Source organism: Methylobacterium sp. AC832 (assembly GCF_979256025.1).
The window spans coordinates 163,981-179,238 of record NZ_CEEDMV010000006.1 but is presented as its reverse complement, the minus strand read 5'-3'; the positions used below and the strand labels follow the sequence as shown (position 1 = coordinate 179,238).

Below are 15,258 nucleotides of genomic sequence, written 5' to 3'. Positions count from 1 at the left end.
TGTCGGCTCGGGCTCCCCCGCTCGATGACGCGCGCCCCTCGACCGGGGGAAGACGGAGCGTTCACGAGACCTTCGCCCCCGATGGGATGCCAGAGAACTCCGAGGCTTCCCGATATGGGTCCCATGGCCGAGACCGTTCTCCGCCACATGAAACTCCTTGATAAAATTCCTATTCTATGCCTATATCCCCGCACCTGCCGCCCAGCGAAGGGGGCCTGTCCGGTGACCGACCGTGTGGGCCGAAAGGGGCGGTGGGGCGGTGCCTGCGTCGGTGGTGTCGGTCACCATCGCCCCGGGCGGCGGCTCGATAGTCTGGGGGCTCGAATGGGGGCGCGGTAGGTCGGGAGTTAAATGCCCCGGCACTGACCCCGTTCTGGGCTGCCATGACGAGGTTTGCGGCCCCTCCAATACGAGAGGGCGTGCGGGGCAAAGTCCGTTCGAACAGCCGGGCTGGGATGCAACACGACCACCTCAGGCGCGACGCAACGCGAGGACCGCTGGAGACACCGTGACGACAAAACAGGCCCCGGCGGGAACGCCGGAGCCTGACGGGACGCCGAGGGACCGGCAAACAATTCTAGCGCTCAATGGGTTCCGCGGCGTCCCGCGTCCCCCTCTTGGGTTTTCTCTTGGGCCATGCCCCCGGCGCTGTCGCGCGCGGGGGTGAAGGCATGTGAACGAGGAAAGAGGCGGCGATCGATGGGAATGAGCCTGCGGCGTCTTCAAGATGCCGCGAAGCGGGTGTCTGGTGGCGGCCGATCCCCGAGGTTCGCATTGCCCGCCCTCCCGTCCTCCCCCTTGCTCCAGAAATTCGGCTGGGCCGTCGGCCTGCCCGGACTGGCGCTCATCGTCGGCGTTGCGACGCCGTTCCTCGCCAGCCGCGCGGAGCGGCGGCTCGAAGACAACGCCGGGGCGGTCGTGCGTGCGACGGCCGAGATGGGGTTGGAGCCCTGGCTGCGCCTGACGGTACGGGGCCGTGACCTCATCGCCACCGGGGAGGCGCCGGACGAGGCCGGGCGCGTCGCGGCCCTCGACAGGCTCAAGCGCCTGCCTGGCCTGCGCCACGTGGTCGGGCGTATCGGTATCGTCGAGGATGCCTCGCCCTTCGTCTGGACGGCGACACGCACCAGCCCGGAACGGATCGAACTGACCGGCAACCGGCCTGTCGAGATCGGTCCGAGCGCCCTTGCCGCGAAGCTCGCCCCGGAACTTCCCTCCGAGACCAGGATCGTCGATCAGGCGAAAGCCGCGCGCGGGGCACCGCCGGACTTTTCCGCTGCTTCCGCCTTCGCGCTCGAACAGCTGAAGCCGCTGGCTCCGGGCGCCAGCGCCACCATCGCCGACACCACGGTGTCGCTCAGCGGCGAGGCATCGACGGTGGCCGATTACGAGGCCGTCAGGCAGGCCTTGGCCCATCCCCCGACCGGCTTCACCATGGGCAAGGTCGACATCCGGCCGGCAGCGACCCCCGATTTCCGGTTTGCAGTGACCCGCGAGCGCGGCGGCAACCTCGTCCTTTCGGGTAATGTCGTGTCGGAGACGGCACGCGAGGAGATCCGCGCCATGGCCGACGACGCCGCCGATGGCGCCACGGTGGACGACCGGATGCAGACCGCCCGTGGTCTCGCGGATGGGATCGATCCGGCCACGCTCGGCCGCTTCGCCTTCCAGCTTTCGTCCCTGTTGCAGGACGGCAGCGTTACCTATTCCGACTCGCGCCTGTCGGTCTCAGGAACCGCCCTCGACGGGCAGGCCATCGGCGAGATCGACGCGCTTTTGCGCGACGGGCGACCGTCCGGCACCAGGGCCGGGCCGGTCGATCTCGCAGCCATGCCGCTCTCGCCCTATCGTTTCATGGTCCGCCGCGAGAGCGACGCGGTGACCCTGACCGGGCATCTGCCGGACAGCACGACACGTGACCGTATCCTGGCAACGCTGCGACCGCGCTTCTTCCGCGAACGCATCGTCGACAAAAGCCGCATCGCGGAGGGCGCGCCGGCCAATCTCACCGGCGCCATCGAGGCCGGCATCAGCGCGCTGTCCCTGCTCGCCACGGGCGAAATCCGCATCTCGGACAGGACTCTCGCGCTCTCCGGAAATAGCCTCTACCGCGAGAGCGCCGGACGCTTCGAAATGGACCTCTCCCGGCGGATGCCGGCCGGTTGGCAGGGGCAGGCCGAGGTCAAGCCGCCAGCCAGCGAGACCATGGAGGATAAGGCCTGCCGGGGCTCGTTCGACCGCGCGATCGAGGGGCGCCGCCTGCTCTTTGCACCCGGCAGCGTCACCCTGAAGGCGGAGTTCTATCCGACCCTCGACGCGGTGGCTTCAGCCGCGAAAGCCTGCACCGGCCTGCGCATCGAGGTGACGGGGCATGTCGACCCGGCCGGTGCCGCGGGCGCACCGAAACCCGCCCTCGATGCGGGAGTGGAGAACACTTCTTCCGTCGATTCGGGGAAGGCTCGGGACGCCGACAAGGCCTCGAAACCGGTGGTCGCGAAGGCCGACAAGCCCACGGTGAAGCCCGCAGATCCCAAACCAGCATCGGCGAAGGACGGCAAGGACAAGGCGACCGGCGACAAGGCGGCGAAGGAGAAGGATACCAAGACGGAGGCCCCGAAAGAGGCGAAACCGGCGGAGCCGGAACCCGACATGGCTCGACAGCGAGCGCTTGTGATCGTCGAGTATCTGCTCCAAGCCGGCATCCCGGCGGACAGGATCGTCGCCGCGCTCGCCGGTCGCGCCAATGCCACCGGGCAGGGCGTCGGCCTCGCCCTGCGCTCCTGAGAGATCGTCCCGATGCTTCTGCTGTTGACGATTCTCTGGCCCGCGCTGGCCGCCAGCTTCGCACTGGGCACCGCCATCGGATGGCACTTCGGACCGCCACGCGATCGGCTTTCGACCGCCATCGGGCTCGGACCCGGATCCGGGGCCGTTGCGCTCGCTGGGCTCGCGTTCAGCGGGCTCGTACCGGGCCGTCCGGGCTTCTGGGTGGAGAGCGCAGCGCTGAACCTGACGGCCTACCTCGTCGGCGCCGGAACCGGAGCCCTGGCGAGGCTGGCGCGTCCATCGCCGAGGGTGTCGGGCCTCGACGGTGTCGGCCGCTCCCCCGACCGCCTCGCTCCATCACCGAGACGGGCTGCCAGTGCCGAGCAGAAGCTTCGAGGGAAAGTTTCGGGATGAGGTGGCCGGGGGAGGATAAACCCTCCGCTCACCGCGCCCCGCGCTGAAGGTCCCCTTCGATCAGCAGCGCGCTCTTGCCTTCTAGCCGGCTGCGATAGACCTGCAAATTCTCCATCACGCGCTGGACGTAGTTGCGGGTCTCGGTGAAGGGGATGCGCTCGACCCAGTCGATGGGATCGACGCCGGTCCGGCGCGGATCGCCATACGCGTCGATCCACTTCTTCACGTTGCCGCCACCGGCATTGTAGGAGGCGAAGGCGAGGATGTAGGAGCCGCGCCAATCCTCCATCAGCTCACCGAGATGGGCCTGGCCGAGGCGGGCATTGTAGGCGGGATCGCTGGTGAGGCGGTCCTGGTCGTAGGAGGCGCTGACCCGTCGCGCCGTGCGCTGGGCGGTGGCCGGCATCATCTGCATCAACCCACGGGCGCCGACGCTCGATTGGGCGCGAGGATCGAACTGGCTTTCCTGGCGGGCGATGGCGAAGACCATGGCCTTCTCCACCAGGGGAACGGCGGCGGAGGCCTCGTACTCGGGAATGCCGATGGTCGGGTAGGCATGGGCATCGAGGGGCAGCCCACGCTGCACCGCGAGCTTGCCCACCGCCACGAGGGCTCGCGAATTCCGCACCTCCACGGCGAGGTTGCCGAGCGCGCTGAGCTCGGCCGGGTTGGTCAGGCGATTCGCCGTGTCGATGTAGAGCGGCAGCGCCAGATCCTTCAGCGAAGCCGCCTCCAGCATCCGCAGCGCCCGCGTGGTCAGGCGGTTGTCGAACGCGGCCGCGGCAGCGGGCTCGAGATCGGGGACGACGCGGAGCGGCAGGCTCGCCTGCCCGAGCTTCGCCCGCGCGAGCTGCCCATAATAGGCGATGGGCTGAAGCGCGGCGCGCTCGTAGAAGGTCTTGGCGAGGCCCGCTTCGCCGGCCGCCTCGGCGGCGCGGCCCTGCCAATAGGCCACGCGGGCCAGCGAGATCGGCGTCTCGGCAATGGTCGCGGCCTTGGCGAAATGGTTGGTAGCCTTGGCCGGATCGTCGAGGAAGCGCAGGGCGATCCAGCCGGCATGGAACTCGGCCTCGATCCGCTTCTCCACGGTGCGGCCGCTATGGCCGGCGGCGACCTCGTAGGCGAGGCTCGGATTGCCGATATCGATGAGCTTGCGGGCGACGATCCGGCGCTCGACCCACCATTCGTCGCCATCCACCAGGACATCGCCGTTGGTGGGGGCGGTGGCGAGGATCGCGGCGGCTTCCACCGCCTTGTCGGCTCGGCGCAGGTATTGCGCCCGCGACAGGATGTAGGACGGATCGCTGCGGAGCGACGGCGGCACGGCGTTCAACGCGGAGGCGGCCGAGGAACTCTTGTCTTCCACGGCACGGCGGGCGCGGACCAGACTGGCGTAGCCGCCGCCGGCATAGGAGGCGGCCCGCCCGGCCGTCTCGTAATCCTCCTTGAGGAGCGCGCGCTCCATGCGGAAGCGGTGATCGACGCGGGTGAGGACATTCGGAAAGGCATCCATCACCTTGGTCTCGAGGGCGCGCCCGAAGGTTTCCGAGCGCCACAGGTCGCGGACCAGGGAGGCGGCGTCCTCGTCGAGGGAATCGGCCCGGAAGGCGAGCGCGAGGGCGAACTTGCCGGGAGCGCTCGACGGACGTGTTCCGGCGAAGAAGGCGCGCACGGTCGCCGGGTTCTTGCGCTCGGTGAGAAGCGCCTCCTCGGCACGGCGGCGCAGGAGCGGACCTGCCGGCCATTCCGGGTTCGTCCGGGTGAAGGAGACAGTGCGCTCGAAGCCGATGCCGGAGCCGGCGCGGATTGCCACCCATTCGAGCAGAGCGAGGGCCGCCGGATCGGTGAAGCCGTCGCGCAGGCGGTCGCCTTCGGAGACCTTGCCGCGCCGATAGGCGTCGATGGCCTGGCGCAGAGCGGGGAGGTCGACATCCGGCGCGACCTGCGCCGCGCGGGCGGGGTCGGGCACTTCCGGTACGGGCGCGGCCGGCGTCATGGCGGCGTCGGGAAGAGGGAAGGCGATCGGCGCTTCCGGATCGGCGGAGGCATAGGCCTTGGCGGCGGCGGGCAGGGCCTTGCTCGCCACGGTCTCGGCGCTGCGGTCATCCAGCTTCAGCGCATCGGCGGCGACCGCCTCGGTCTCCGCGGCCTTGCTGTCCGGCACCATGACGGAGGGGGCGACGGCGTCGCTCGACGGGCGGGTGGTGACATCCTCCCCCTGAGCCGCGGCGGCCGGGAAGATCGTGTTCGGCACGACCAGCATCGTCGTCCCCGCCAAGGCAAGGGCGAGGGAAACGGGGAGGGCGGCACGATGCGAGCGTGTCCAGAACGCCATGGTTCTTCAAGTCCCGTCAGATGCGGACATGCCTAAGCTGTCCCGGAGGGCATTAAGAAGTCATTAACCGCGCCGACAGAGCGTTTGCGCGCGTGCCGGCAAGGCCCTATGTCTGCCCGTCCGCGAGAGCGGTGATGCGGCCGGCACACCGGCCCACCGAAAAATCGACGGCCGGGAACGCCAGGATGACCGACACCACGACACAGCGCCTCAGGGGCGCCATGACCGCGCTCGCCACTCCGTTTCGCGATGGCGCCTTCGACGAGGACGCCTTTCGCAAATTCGTGAACTGGCAGATCGAGCAGGGCATCCATGGCCTCGTGCCCGTGGGCACCACCGGCGAGACGCCGACCCTGAGCCATGACGAGCACGACCGTGTCGTGGCTGCCTGCATCGCCGAGACCGCCGGCCGGGTACCGGTCATCGCGGGCGCGGGCTCGAACTCCACGGCCGAGGCCGTCGACCGGGCCGTCAACGCGGAGAAGGCCGGTGCCGACGCCGTTCTCGTCGTGACGCCCTACTACAACAAGCCGACGCAGGCCGGGCTCTACGCGCATTTCAAGGCCGTCAACGACGCCATCGGTATTCCGATCATCATCTACAATATTCCCCCGCGTTCCGTGGTCGACATGAGCGTCGAAACCATGGCGCGGCTGTATGAACTCAAGAACATCGCCGGCGTGAAGGACGCCACGGCCAAGCTCGACCGTGTCAGCCTGCAACGCCAAGCCATGGGTGAAGACTTCATCCAGCTTTCGGGCGAAGATGCGACGGCGCTCGGATTCAATGCTCAGGGCGGCGTCGGCTGCATCTCGGTGGTCTCCAACGTGGCGCCGCGCCTCTGCGCCAAGCTTCAGGAAGCGACCCTGTCCGGCGATTACGCCACGGCCCTGCGGATCCAGGACCAATTGTTGCCGCTGCATGTGGGTCTGTTCGCGGAGTCGAACCCGTCACCGGTGAAATACGGTCTCTCGCGGCTGGGCCATATGAGCGACGAGGTGCGCCTCCCGCTCCTCACGGTCAGCGATGCCACGAAGGCGATCGTCGATTCCGCCCTGCGCCATGCCGGCCTGATCGACGGCTGAGCCCCCTCGCAGGCGAAACCCCCGCGAACCATATGAGTGTCGATCGGCCGCGTCGCGCGGCCGGCGACGGCATCAGCTTCCTTCCAGACAAGGGGCATCGGCTCGGATAGGCCGATGCACCAGAACCGACGATGTGATGGCTCCCAAACCGCAAGACACCCGCCGCGTCGTCGCCGACAACCGCGCCGCCCGCTTCCATTACGAAATCTCCGACGTCCTTGAGGCGGGCATCGCCCTGACCGGGACGGAGGTCAAATCCCTGCGCAAGGGCAAGGCGGCCATCGGCGAGGCCTATGCCGGTCCGTCGGGTGACGAGCTGTTCCTGTTCAACGCTTACATCCCGGAATATCTCGAAGCCAACCGGTTCAACCACGAGACCAAGCGTCCGCGCCGGCTGCTGCTCCACCGCAAACAGATCAACAAGCTCATCGGCGCCACGAAGCGCGAGGGCTACACGGTGGTGCCGCTGAAGATCTACTTCAACGAGCAGGGCCGCGCGAAGATCGAACTCGGCCTCGGCCGGGGCAAGAAGCTCCACGACAAGCGCGAGAGCGCCAAGGAGCGGGACTGGGAGCGCGACCGCGCCCGGATCATGCGCGACAAGGGCTGATCGGCGAACGCTCCGTTGACGGGCGATGCCCGTCCTGCCAAGACACCGCCCATGACGACGAACCCGATCCTTTCTGGATTGTATTACGCGCCGCTCCCTTAGCGGCGAGGTGCTCTGTCACGTCTCAACCGCCCCGGTCGTCGGCGGTTGACCCTTTTCCAAGCACCGCTGGCCCCTCGGCTCCATAGAGGTCAGTTCCGTGTCTTTGGTTACGTCCCCTCCATCACGCATCACCGTCGGGATCATCGGATTCGGCGCGTTCGGCCAGCTGATCGCCCAACATCTCGGGCGGTATTTCGCGCTGCGCGCCTACGATCCCGCCCTGCCGCACGCCGACGATATTCAGGCATCTCGCGGGCAGCACGGGTCTCTTCTCCTGGAAGGCTACGGCGTTCACACATCTCGCGGGATGCGCGGGTCCACACTCCTGGAAGGAGAGGGACAGGGAGAGGTGTGTGACCTTTTCGGAGGCGGACCACACCTCACCCCAGCCCTCTCCTTCCAGGAGAGGGAGCCCGTCGCGCCTCATGTCGAACCCACTTGGGAAGGGAGAACGGCCGGCGACCAGACATGTGAATCCGGTACGCAGAAAGGGGCGAGGAAAGCCGGGGTGCGGCTCGGCTCGCTCGCCGAGGCGGCTTCCTGTCCCGTGGTCGTGCTGGCCGCTCCGGTCTCCAAGCTCGCCGAGGTGGTCTCCGCCATCGGACCTCATCTGCGGCCGGGCGCACTCGTCCTCGATGTCGCCTCGGTGAAGATGGTCGCCGCACGGATCATGGCGGAAGGGTTGCCCGATCACGTCGGGATCGTCGCCACGCATCCGCTCTTCGGCCCGCAAAGCGCGCGCTCCGGCCTGAAGGGGCTGAAGATCGCCGTATGTCCGATCCGGGGGCGGGGAGGCCTGCGCGCCGCGGCCTTCCTACGGAAGCATCTCGGCCTCGATGTCATCCTCACGGATCCCGAGGCACATGACCGGGCAGCCGCCTCGGTTCAGGGCCTGACGCATCTCATCGCCAAGGTCTTCGTCGAGATGGAGCCGCTCCCGACCCGGATGACGACGAAGAGCTTCGACCTGCTAATGCAGGCGGTGGGCATGATCAGGAACGATGCCCCGGAAGTCTTCGACGCGATCGAGCGCGCGAACCCCTACGCGGCGGATGTGCGCCGCCGGTTCTTCGCGCATGCATCACGGCTGGAGCGTGAACTCTCGGAGCCTCGCTCCAACGCCATGGGGTGAACCGGCAATCGCGGCTTCGGCCATCCGCATACCGGGGGGAGGGAGGCGAGACGCAGACTTCCCCCGGTCGAGTGAACGTCTACTGCTCGCTAACGTCGTCGCCCTGACGGATACCGTAGCGGGTCTCCAGTCCGGGATTGGCGCGGGCGACCGGCCGCTCGGCCACGTCGCGCGTCATGTCCCGTGGAGCCTCCCGCGGCACGTCCCGAGGATTGCGGGCCAGGCCCTCACCCTGGGTCCGGACGCCGCGCTCGCCCGGATCGCGACCGACGCGGGGAATGAGGTGGACGAGGTCGACGAACTCGTCGGCCTGTCGGCGAAGGTCGTCGGCGATCATGGCCGGCTGTGTCTGGATCGTCGAGACGACGGTGACCCGGACCCCGCGGCGCTGCATCGCCTCCACCAGGGAGCGAAAATCGCCATCGCCCGAGAACAGGACCATATGATCGATGCGGGGCGCGAGTTCGAGGGCATCGATGGCGAGTTCGATGTCCATATTGCCTTTGATCTTGCGACGACCGGCGGAATCGGTGAATTCCTTAGCCGGTTTGGTCACAACCCGATAACCGTTATAATCGAGCCAATCGATCAGCGGGCGGATCGATGAATATTCCTGGTCTTCGACCATGGCTGTGTAGTAAAAAGCCCGAATCAAATTGTCGCGAGCTTGAAATTCCTTAAGCAGACGGCGATAATCGATATCGAAGCCAAGCGCCTTCGTTGCCGCGTAAAGATTCGCTCCGTCGATAAACAGAGCACTGCGCTGTTGTGCGCTCATTGAAAGATCCATTTTCTCATCAGAATTTTCAGACGTAAGATGTTGCAGTCCTAATAATTCGTCACATTTGACTGATCATTCGCCGCCCGATGCCTTGACAACCCAAGGTTGATAACGGACAGAACGTTAGAATTAATAATAAATTCTAAGAACCGGTCGAATGCCACAGGCAACGGCCAAGCCTCTCCTTTGTTATTGTCGGATTGACATACCTGTCAACCACGATTGGTATACAATCACCTGAAATTGAGGATAAAACCAGGTTCTGCCGAGAATATTTGACGGTCTACAACTGTTGCGCCCAATTGCGCATCAGTTCATCGACCACATTCAGTTTTAGCCTTGCTTAAGATTAGGCGGGAGGCATCACCCGGCTACCCGGCTTGACGGCAGGCAGCGCGGCAAGTTCCGGCGGCAAGGCATCGGCAGCATAAGCCGGAATGTCGAGAGTGACCAGGGTAACGAGCGGCAGGCCGATTTCGCCGCGCCCGCCCGAACGGTCGATGAGGCAGGCCGCGCCGATGACCTCCCCGGGCTCGCTTTGGAGCGATGCGAGGCATTCGCGGGCGGAAAGCCCCGTCGTCACGATATCCTCGACGATCACGGCGCGTTGGCCGGCCGGAATGCTGAAGCCGCGACGAAGGCTGAAGGGCCCGCCGGGATCACGTTCGACGAAGATGGCGCGTGCTCCGAGATGACGCGCCGTCTCGTATCCCGGAACGATCCCGCCGATCGCCGGGGACACGACGATGTCGATCGGGCCGAAGCGGGCGACGATGACCTCCGCCAGGGCCTTGCACAGGCGCTCGGTCCGGACCGGATCGGAGAAGATCGCCATCTTCTGCAGGAAGACGCCGGAATGGAGCCCGGAACTGAGCACGAAATGTCCTTCGAGCAGAGCCCCTGCATCGCGGAATTCCGCGAGCACCGCGTCTGGCGTCATGAGAAACGTGTTCCTTGGATAGCGAGTGAGGGCCGCGTTTGTGGCAGCGCGGGCCACCTGGCGCAAGGCGCGCGCCGACGACGCGCCCAGAGGGGTACGGACGCTCAGCCGTTGACGCGGTCGACCCTGCTCACAGTGCGCTTACCGCGCAGCTCGGCGACGATGGCGTTGAGGTGCTTCAGGTCCCAGACCGAAAGATCGATCAAGATTTCGGTGAAGTCCTGGGTGCGTCGCTTCATCGAGACATTGTCGATATTGCCGTCGTGGTCGGCGATGACCTGCGCGATCTGGGCCAGAACGCCGGGCTCGTTGATCGATTGCAGGGCGAGGCGCGCGGGAAAACGCTCGCTCCCACCCGCCTCGACATCCCAGCGTACATCGAGCCAACGCGCGGGTTCGTTGTCGAAATCCGCGAGCGCCGCCGACTGGATCGGATAGATCGTGACCCCGACACCGGGGGTGAGGATACCGACGATGCGATCCCCCGGCACCGCGCCGCCATTCGGCGCGAAGCTCACCGGCAGGTCGTTGTCGAGGCCGCGGATCGGGATGGCGTCCGGCCGGCCCATATCGGCGGTGCCCTCGGGGAAGGTGAGGCGCATGGCCTGCCCCTTGGCGAGGCTGAGGCGCCCGGCGCCCCCGTCCATTGGCTGCTGCAGGGCTGCCGGCGCCGTCCGGCGCTCGTCCTTGTGGTCGGGATAGACCGCGCGGACCACGTCGCCCGAGAACATCTCGCCCCGGCCCACCGCCGCGAACACGTCTTCGGTGCTCTGCCGGGCGAGGCGAGGAAGCGCCCCGCGCAGCTTGTCCTCGGAGAAGTTCTTGGCCGCCCGCTCGAAGGCACGATCGAGGATCTGGCGGCCGAGGCCGGCATATTGGCGGCGCACGGCCGAGCGGGTCGCGCGCCGGATCGCGGCGCGGGCCTTGCCGGTGACCACGAGGGATTCCCAGGCGGCCGGAGGCGATTGTCCATCGGCCCGGGCGATCTCGACCTCGTCGCCGTTGACGAGCTCGATCAGCAGCGGCGCCATGCGGCCGTTGATCTTGGCCCCCACCGCCGTGTTGCCCACGTCGGTATGGACCGCATAGGCGAAATCGATCGGCGTCGCGCCGCGTGGCAAAGCGATGAGGCGCCCCTTCGGCGTGAAGCAGAACACCTGGTCCTGAAACAGTTCGAGCTTGGTGTGTTCGAGGAATTCCTCCGGGCTGTCGCCCTCGGCCAGGAGCTCGATGGTCCGCCGCAGCCATTGATAGGCGCCGCTTTCCGTGGCGAGGCGCGGATGGACGCCGCCGATCTCGTCTTTTCCGCCGGATTCCTTGTAATGGGCATGCGCGGCGATGCCGTATTCGGCGATCTCGTCCATGGCCGCGGTGCGGATCTGCAGCTCGACGCGCTGGCTCTTCGGCCCGATCACGGTGGTGTGGATCGAGCGGTAATCGTTCTGTTTCGGGGTGGAGATGTAGTCCTTGTAACGACCCGGCACCATCGGCCAGGTGGTGTGCACGACACCCAGCGCCCCGTAACATTCGGACAGGGATTCCACGATGATGCGGAAGCCGAAGATGTCCGAGAGCTGCTCGAAGGCGACGGATTTACGCTCCATCTTGGCGGAAATGGAGAAGGGCCGCTTCTGCCGTCCGGTGACGACGGCGTTGATGCCCTGGGCCGCGAGCTTGGCGGTCAGGTCCCGTTCGATACTCTCGACCAGCCGTTCGGATTTCACGGCGAGGTCGGCGAGCCGCTGGGTGATCGTCGCGTAGATCTCGGGCTTGAGGTTGCGCAGCGCGAGGTCTTCGAGCTCTTCGCGCAGTTCCTGCATACCCATGCGTCCGGCCAGCGGCGCGTAGATATCCAGCGTCTCCTGGGCGATCCGCTCACGCTTCTCCGGCTTCATGTGATGAAGCGTGCGCATGTTGTGCAGGCGGTCGGCGAGCTTGACCAGCAGCACGCGCACATCCGCCGCGACGGCCAACAGCAGCTTGCGGAAGTTCTCCCCCTGCGCCGCACGTTTCGAGACGAGGTCGAGGCGCTTGAGCTTGGTCAGCCCATCCACCAGGGCGCCGATCTCGGGGCTGAAGATCTCGCTGATCTCGTCGAGGGTGGCTGCCGTGTCCTCGACCGTATCGTGCAGCACGGCGGCGACGATGGTGGCGTCGTCGAGCCGGAGATCGGTGAGGATCGCGGCGACTTCCAGCGGATGGGCGAAGAACGGATCGCCCGAGGCCCGCTTCTGCGTCCCATGAGCCCGCATGGCATAGACATAGGCGCGGTTGAGAAGGGCCTCGTTGGTGGCGGGGTTGTAACGCCTCACCCGCTCGACGAGCTCGTACTGGCGCATCATCCGCCGCAACACCCTTCACACATCGTCACTGCCCGCCTCTGTCTCATGTTGTCCCGCATCGCGGCCGGGCACGCCAGACCCATGGCGCCGCATGACACCGGTTTCTCGCCCCGAAAAACGAAAAACCCGGCGCTGGGCCGGGTCTTCGCGGGATCGTCAGTAATAAACGCGTCGTCCGATCACTCGGCCTCTTCGTCCGTCTCGGTCGGAGGAGCGAGGTTCTCGAGACCGCGCAGAAGATCTTCTTCGCTCATCCGGTCGAACTGGACGGCGCCGTCATCGCTGGAGGATTGCGGTGCGACGGCGGCGGCGGCCGGCGAGCTCGACAGCAGCGGCACCGTCTCGGCCTCGGGCTCATCCACCTCGACGTATTTCTGCATCGAATGGATCAGCTGTTCCTTGAGGTCGTCGGCGGTGATGGTCTCGTCGCCGATTTCGCGCAGGGCGCAGACGGGGTTCTTGTCGCGGTCGCGGTCGATCGTCAGCGGCGCCCCGGCGGCCAACAGGCGGGCACGGTGGCTCGCGAGCAGGACGAGCTCGAAGCGGTTCTCGACCTTGTCGATGCAGTCTTCAACGGTGACGCGAGCCATGCGCAGAGGCTCCTTCCATAGGACCGGGAATAGTATGATTGAACGCGCCTCTTACACCGCCTCGCGTGGCGCAACAAGCGCGACCGGCATATTGCCCCCGACGCCTCCACGGGCAGCACGTTCGGGACCGGCGTTCCATTCCCGCCCGAGGCCGCTGCTTATCGCCCGGGCGACAGCGCCCTGCCCCCCGGTTATGCGTGGCACGGTTAAGCTCGTGCGAGCCTTCGCATGGGAATTGAAGAGGGCCCAAACCTCATGACGAAGACGCTCAGCCGCCGCGGCCTGTTCAGCTGTGCCTGCCATCTCGGCGCAGCGGCCTTCGCCGCCACCGCCATGCCGAATCTCGGTCTGGCGGCCAGCCCGTCCACCAAGAGGACGGACCTGACGGCCGATCAGGCGCTGGAGCTGATGAAGGAGGGCAACCGGCTCTACAAGACCGACAGCCCCGTCCGCGCGGTGCAAGGGCGTGAGCGCCGGATCGAGATCGCCCTCGGCCAGACCCCGTTCTGCGTGCTGGTGAGCTGTTCCGATTCCCGCGTCTCCCCGGAGATCCTGTTCGGGCGGGGTCTCGGCGAACTCTTCATCGTCCGCAATGCCGGCAACACCGCCGACACCGCCGCCCTCGGATCGGTGGAATACGCCGTCTCCCAGCTCGGCGTGCCGCTTATCCTGGTCATGGGACATAGCCGCTGCGGCGCTGTGCAGGCCGCGGCGGATGTGGTCGAGAACAACACCGTCTATCCGGGCTCCATCGGCCGGATGATTGAACCGATCGTTCCGGCGGTGCTCTCGGTACGCGGCAAGCCCGGCGATTTCCTGGAGAATTGCGTACGCGCCAATGTCGACCGCGTGGTGAACCGCATGCGCACCGCCTCGGAGCCGGCGCTGCTCGACCCGTTGAAGGCGGGCAAGCTGCGCATCGTCGGGGCATCCTACAGCCTCGACACCGGCACGGTGGATTTCTTCAACGAGGCCTGAGACGGATTTATCGGAAACCGGCACGCGCCCATCATCGGACGCCCGCATTTCGGTGATGGGCGTCCGGCGATGGCGGCGCGAGAGAAAAAGCGCGGCTTTATTACCGACATCGCGGTCTCAACCCCGGTCGAGACCGGTATTCGTCCGTCGCTTCGTCTCCGCTCGTGTTGACACTTGCTGCACACGGTGCGACTGCGCCGCCCTTTCCCGTGCGACGACGTGGCAAAGGATTTCGACGAACATGGCGCGCGCATTCATCTTTCCCGGCCAGGGCAGTCAGGCCGTCGGCATGGGCCGGGCCCTGGCGGAATCCTTCCCCCAGGCGAAAGCCGTCTTCGATGAGGTGGACGAGGCCCTGGGCCAGTCCCTCTCGACGCTGATGTTCGAGGGACCGACGGAGGAACTGACCCTCACCGCCAACGCGCAGCCCGCCCTGATGGCGGCGAGCCTCGCGGTCGTGCGCGTGCTCCAGGCGACACGCGGCCTCGATCTCGTTCGCGACGTGGCGGCGGTAGCCGGCCACTCGCTCGGCGAATACACAGCGCTCGCCGCCGCCGGGACGTTCACGATCTCCGATACCGCCCGGCTCCTGCGCATTCGCGGCGAGGCGATGCAGGGCGCGGTCGCGCCGGGGGCAGGGGCCATGGCCGCCCTGATCGGCGCCGATGCCGAGCTGGCCCTGTCCATCGCCTCGGAAGCCGCCGAAGGAGATGTCTGCGACGTCGCCAACGACAACGGCGCCGGGCAGGTGGTGCTCTCGGGCGGGAAGGCCGCGGTGGAGCGCGCGGTGGCGATTGCCCAGGCGCGCGGCATCAAGCGTGTGGTGATGCTCAACGTCTCCGCCCCGTTCCACTGTTCGATGATGTCGCCGGCCGCCGAGGCCATGCAGGATGCCTTGACCCGCGTGGCCATGAAGGCCCCCCTGGTCCCGGTCTATTCCAACGTGCTGGCCTCGCCGGTCGTCGAGCCCGCCGCCATCCGGCAGGCCCTCGTCGCGCAGGTGACCGGCACCGTGCGCTGGCGCGAATGCGTCGAGGCCATGGCGGCCGCCGGCATCGACCAGTTCTACGAGATCGGCAGCGGCAAGGTGCTCACCGGCCTCGTCAAGCGGATCGCTTCCGGCTCCACCGCGGCTCCCGTCGGCACGCCCGACGACGTCGCCGCCTTCCCGACGCTCAGCTGA

13 protein-coding genes are annotated in these 15,258 nt (G+C 66.9%); 7 read left to right on the top strand and 6 right to left on the bottom strand.

The features are described 5' to 3' along the window. Positions 1-774: 774 nt before the first annotated feature. A complete protein-coding gene (locus AC0IXR_RS19805; protein WP_471761879.1) occupies positions 775-2,784 on the top strand; it encodes a BON domain-containing protein in 2,010 nt (669 codons plus the stop codon). A 12-nt stretch (positions 2,785-2,796) separates the two neighbouring features. Beyond that, positions 2,797-3,180: a hypothetical protein gene (locus AC0IXR_RS19800; protein ID WP_471761878.1), complete on the top strand. Its 384-nt coding sequence runs from the start codon at positions 2,797-2,799 to the stop codon at positions 3,178-3,180. A gap of 28 nt (positions 3,181-3,208) precedes the next feature. Here AC0IXR_RS19800 and AC0IXR_RS19795 read toward each other — a convergent pair whose 3' ends face one another. Then, positions 3,209-5,515, bottom strand: coding sequence for a lytic transglycosylase domain-containing protein (locus tag AC0IXR_RS19795; protein ID WP_471761877.1), 2,307 nt, complete (start codon positions 5,513-5,515; stop codon positions 3,209-3,211). Between the two features lie 185 nt (positions 5,516-5,700). Here AC0IXR_RS19795 and dapA point away from each other — a divergent pair, with 185 nt between their 5' ends. Both dapA and smpB read left to right on the top strand, forming a co-directional pair. Then, positions 5,701-6,600: a 4-hydroxy-tetrahydrodipicolinate synthase gene (gene dapA / locus AC0IXR_RS19790; RefSeq protein ID WP_056424428.1), complete on the top strand. Its 900-nt coding sequence runs from the start codon at positions 5,701-5,703 to the stop codon at positions 6,598-6,600. 136 nt (positions 6,601-6,736) lie between these two features. Next, positions 6,737-7,210 (top strand): SsrA-binding protein SmpB, encoded by a 474-nt coding sequence (smpB, locus tag AC0IXR_RS19785; protein ID WP_018044478.1) that lies wholly within the window; start codon positions 6,737-6,739, stop codon positions 7,208-7,210. Positions 7,211-7,433: 223 nt separating this feature from the next. On the opposite strand, the gene AC0IXR_RS19780 is transcribed toward smpB, so the two are convergent. Then, positions 7,434-7,607 (bottom strand): hypothetical protein, encoded by a 174-nt coding sequence (locus tag AC0IXR_RS19780; protein WP_471761911.1) that lies wholly within the window; start codon positions 7,605-7,607, stop codon positions 7,434-7,436. Between the two features lie 30 nt (positions 7,608-7,637). Here AC0IXR_RS19780 and AC0IXR_RS19775 point away from each other — a divergent pair, with 30 nt between their 5' ends. Further along, positions 7,638-8,444 carry a prephenate dehydrogenase/arogenate dehydrogenase family protein gene (locus AC0IXR_RS19775; protein WP_471761907.1) on the top strand — a complete coding sequence of 269 codons (807 nt, stop codon included), beginning with the start codon at positions 7,638-7,640 and terminating at the stop codon, positions 8,442-8,444. A gap of 79 nt (positions 8,445-8,523) precedes the next feature. Here the strand turns inward: AC0IXR_RS19775 and AC0IXR_RS19770 are convergent, their stop codons facing one another. The 4 genes from AC0IXR_RS19770 to rpoZ all read right to left on the bottom strand — a co-directional run bounded on the left by AC0IXR_RS19770 (position 8,524) and on the right by rpoZ (position 13,097). Further along, entirely contained in the window at positions 8,524-9,222 is a 699-nt protein-coding gene (locus tag AC0IXR_RS19770) for a LabA-like NYN domain-containing protein (protein WP_056423758.1), read from the bottom strand. Positions 9,223-9,574: 352 nt separating this feature from the next. Further along, positions 9,575-10,165 carry an orotate phosphoribosyltransferase gene (pyrE, locus tag AC0IXR_RS19765; RefSeq protein WP_056423759.1) on the bottom strand — a complete coding sequence of 197 codons (591 nt, stop codon included), beginning with the start codon at positions 10,163-10,165 and terminating at the stop codon, positions 9,575-9,577. 104 nt (positions 10,166-10,269) lie between these two features. Beyond that, positions 10,270-12,507 carry a RelA/SpoT family protein gene (locus AC0IXR_RS19760; protein ID WP_419952690.1) on the bottom strand — a complete coding sequence of 746 codons (2,238 nt, stop codon included), beginning with the start codon at positions 12,505-12,507 and terminating at the stop codon, positions 10,270-10,272. Between the two features lie 179 nt (positions 12,508-12,686). Then, positions 12,687-13,097, bottom strand: a complete 411-nt coding sequence (gene rpoZ, locus AC0IXR_RS19755) for a DNA-directed RNA polymerase subunit omega (RefSeq protein ID WP_019904660.1) — start codon at positions 13,095-13,097, stop codon at positions 12,687-12,689. A 255-nt stretch (positions 13,098-13,352) separates the two neighbouring features. On the opposite strand from rpoZ, the gene AC0IXR_RS19750 reads away from it, so the two are divergent. Both AC0IXR_RS19750 and fabD read left to right on the top strand, forming a co-directional pair. Next, positions 13,353-14,075, top strand: a complete 723-nt coding sequence (locus tag AC0IXR_RS19750) for a carbonic anhydrase (protein ID WP_056423763.1) — start codon at positions 13,353-13,355, stop codon at positions 14,073-14,075. Positions 14,076-14,316: 241 nt separating this feature from the next. Beyond that, positions 14,317-15,258 (top strand): ACP S-malonyltransferase, encoded by a 942-nt coding sequence (gene fabD / locus AC0IXR_RS19745; protein WP_471761876.1) that lies wholly within the window; start codon positions 14,317-14,319, stop codon positions 15,256-15,258.

Bases quoted from the DNA above. Each gene is read 5' to 3' on its own strand.
- AC0IXR_RS19750 (WP_056423763.1), top strand. From the start codon at position 13,353: ATGACGAAGACGCTCAGCCGCCGCGGCCTGTTCAGCTGTGCCTGCCAT.
- pyrE (WP_056423759.1), bottom strand. From the start codon at position 10,165: ATGACGCCAGACGCGGTGCTCGCGGAATTCCGCGATGCAGGGGCTCTG.
- smpB (WP_018044478.1), top strand. From the start codon at position 6,737: ATGGCTCCCAAACCGCAAGACACCCGCCGCGTCGTCGCCGACAACCGC.
- AC0IXR_RS19760 (WP_419952690.1), bottom strand. From the start codon at position 12,507: ATGATGCGCCAGTACGAGCTCGTCGAGCGGGTGAGGCGTTACAACCCC.
- AC0IXR_RS19800 (WP_471761878.1), top strand. From the start codon at position 2,797: ATGCTTCTGCTGTTGACGATTCTCTGGCCCGCGCTGGCCGCCAGCTTC.
- AC0IXR_RS19770 (WP_056423758.1), bottom strand. From the start codon at position 9,222: ATGAGCGCACAACAGCGCAGTGCTCTGTTTATCGACGGAGCGAATCTT.
- fabD (WP_471761876.1), top strand. From the start codon at position 14,317: ATGGCGCGCGCATTCATCTTTCCCGGCCAGGGCAGTCAGGCCGTCGGC.
- AC0IXR_RS19795 (WP_471761877.1), bottom strand. From the start codon at position 5,515: ATGGCGTTCTGGACACGCTCGCATCGTGCCGCCCTCCCCGTTTCCCTC.
- dapA (WP_056424428.1), top strand. From the start codon at position 5,701: ATGACCGACACCACGACACAGCGCCTCAGGGGCGCCATGACCGCGCTC.
- rpoZ (WP_019904660.1), bottom strand. From the start codon at position 13,097: ATGGCTCGCGTCACCGTTGAAGACTGCATCGACAAGGTCGAGAACCGC.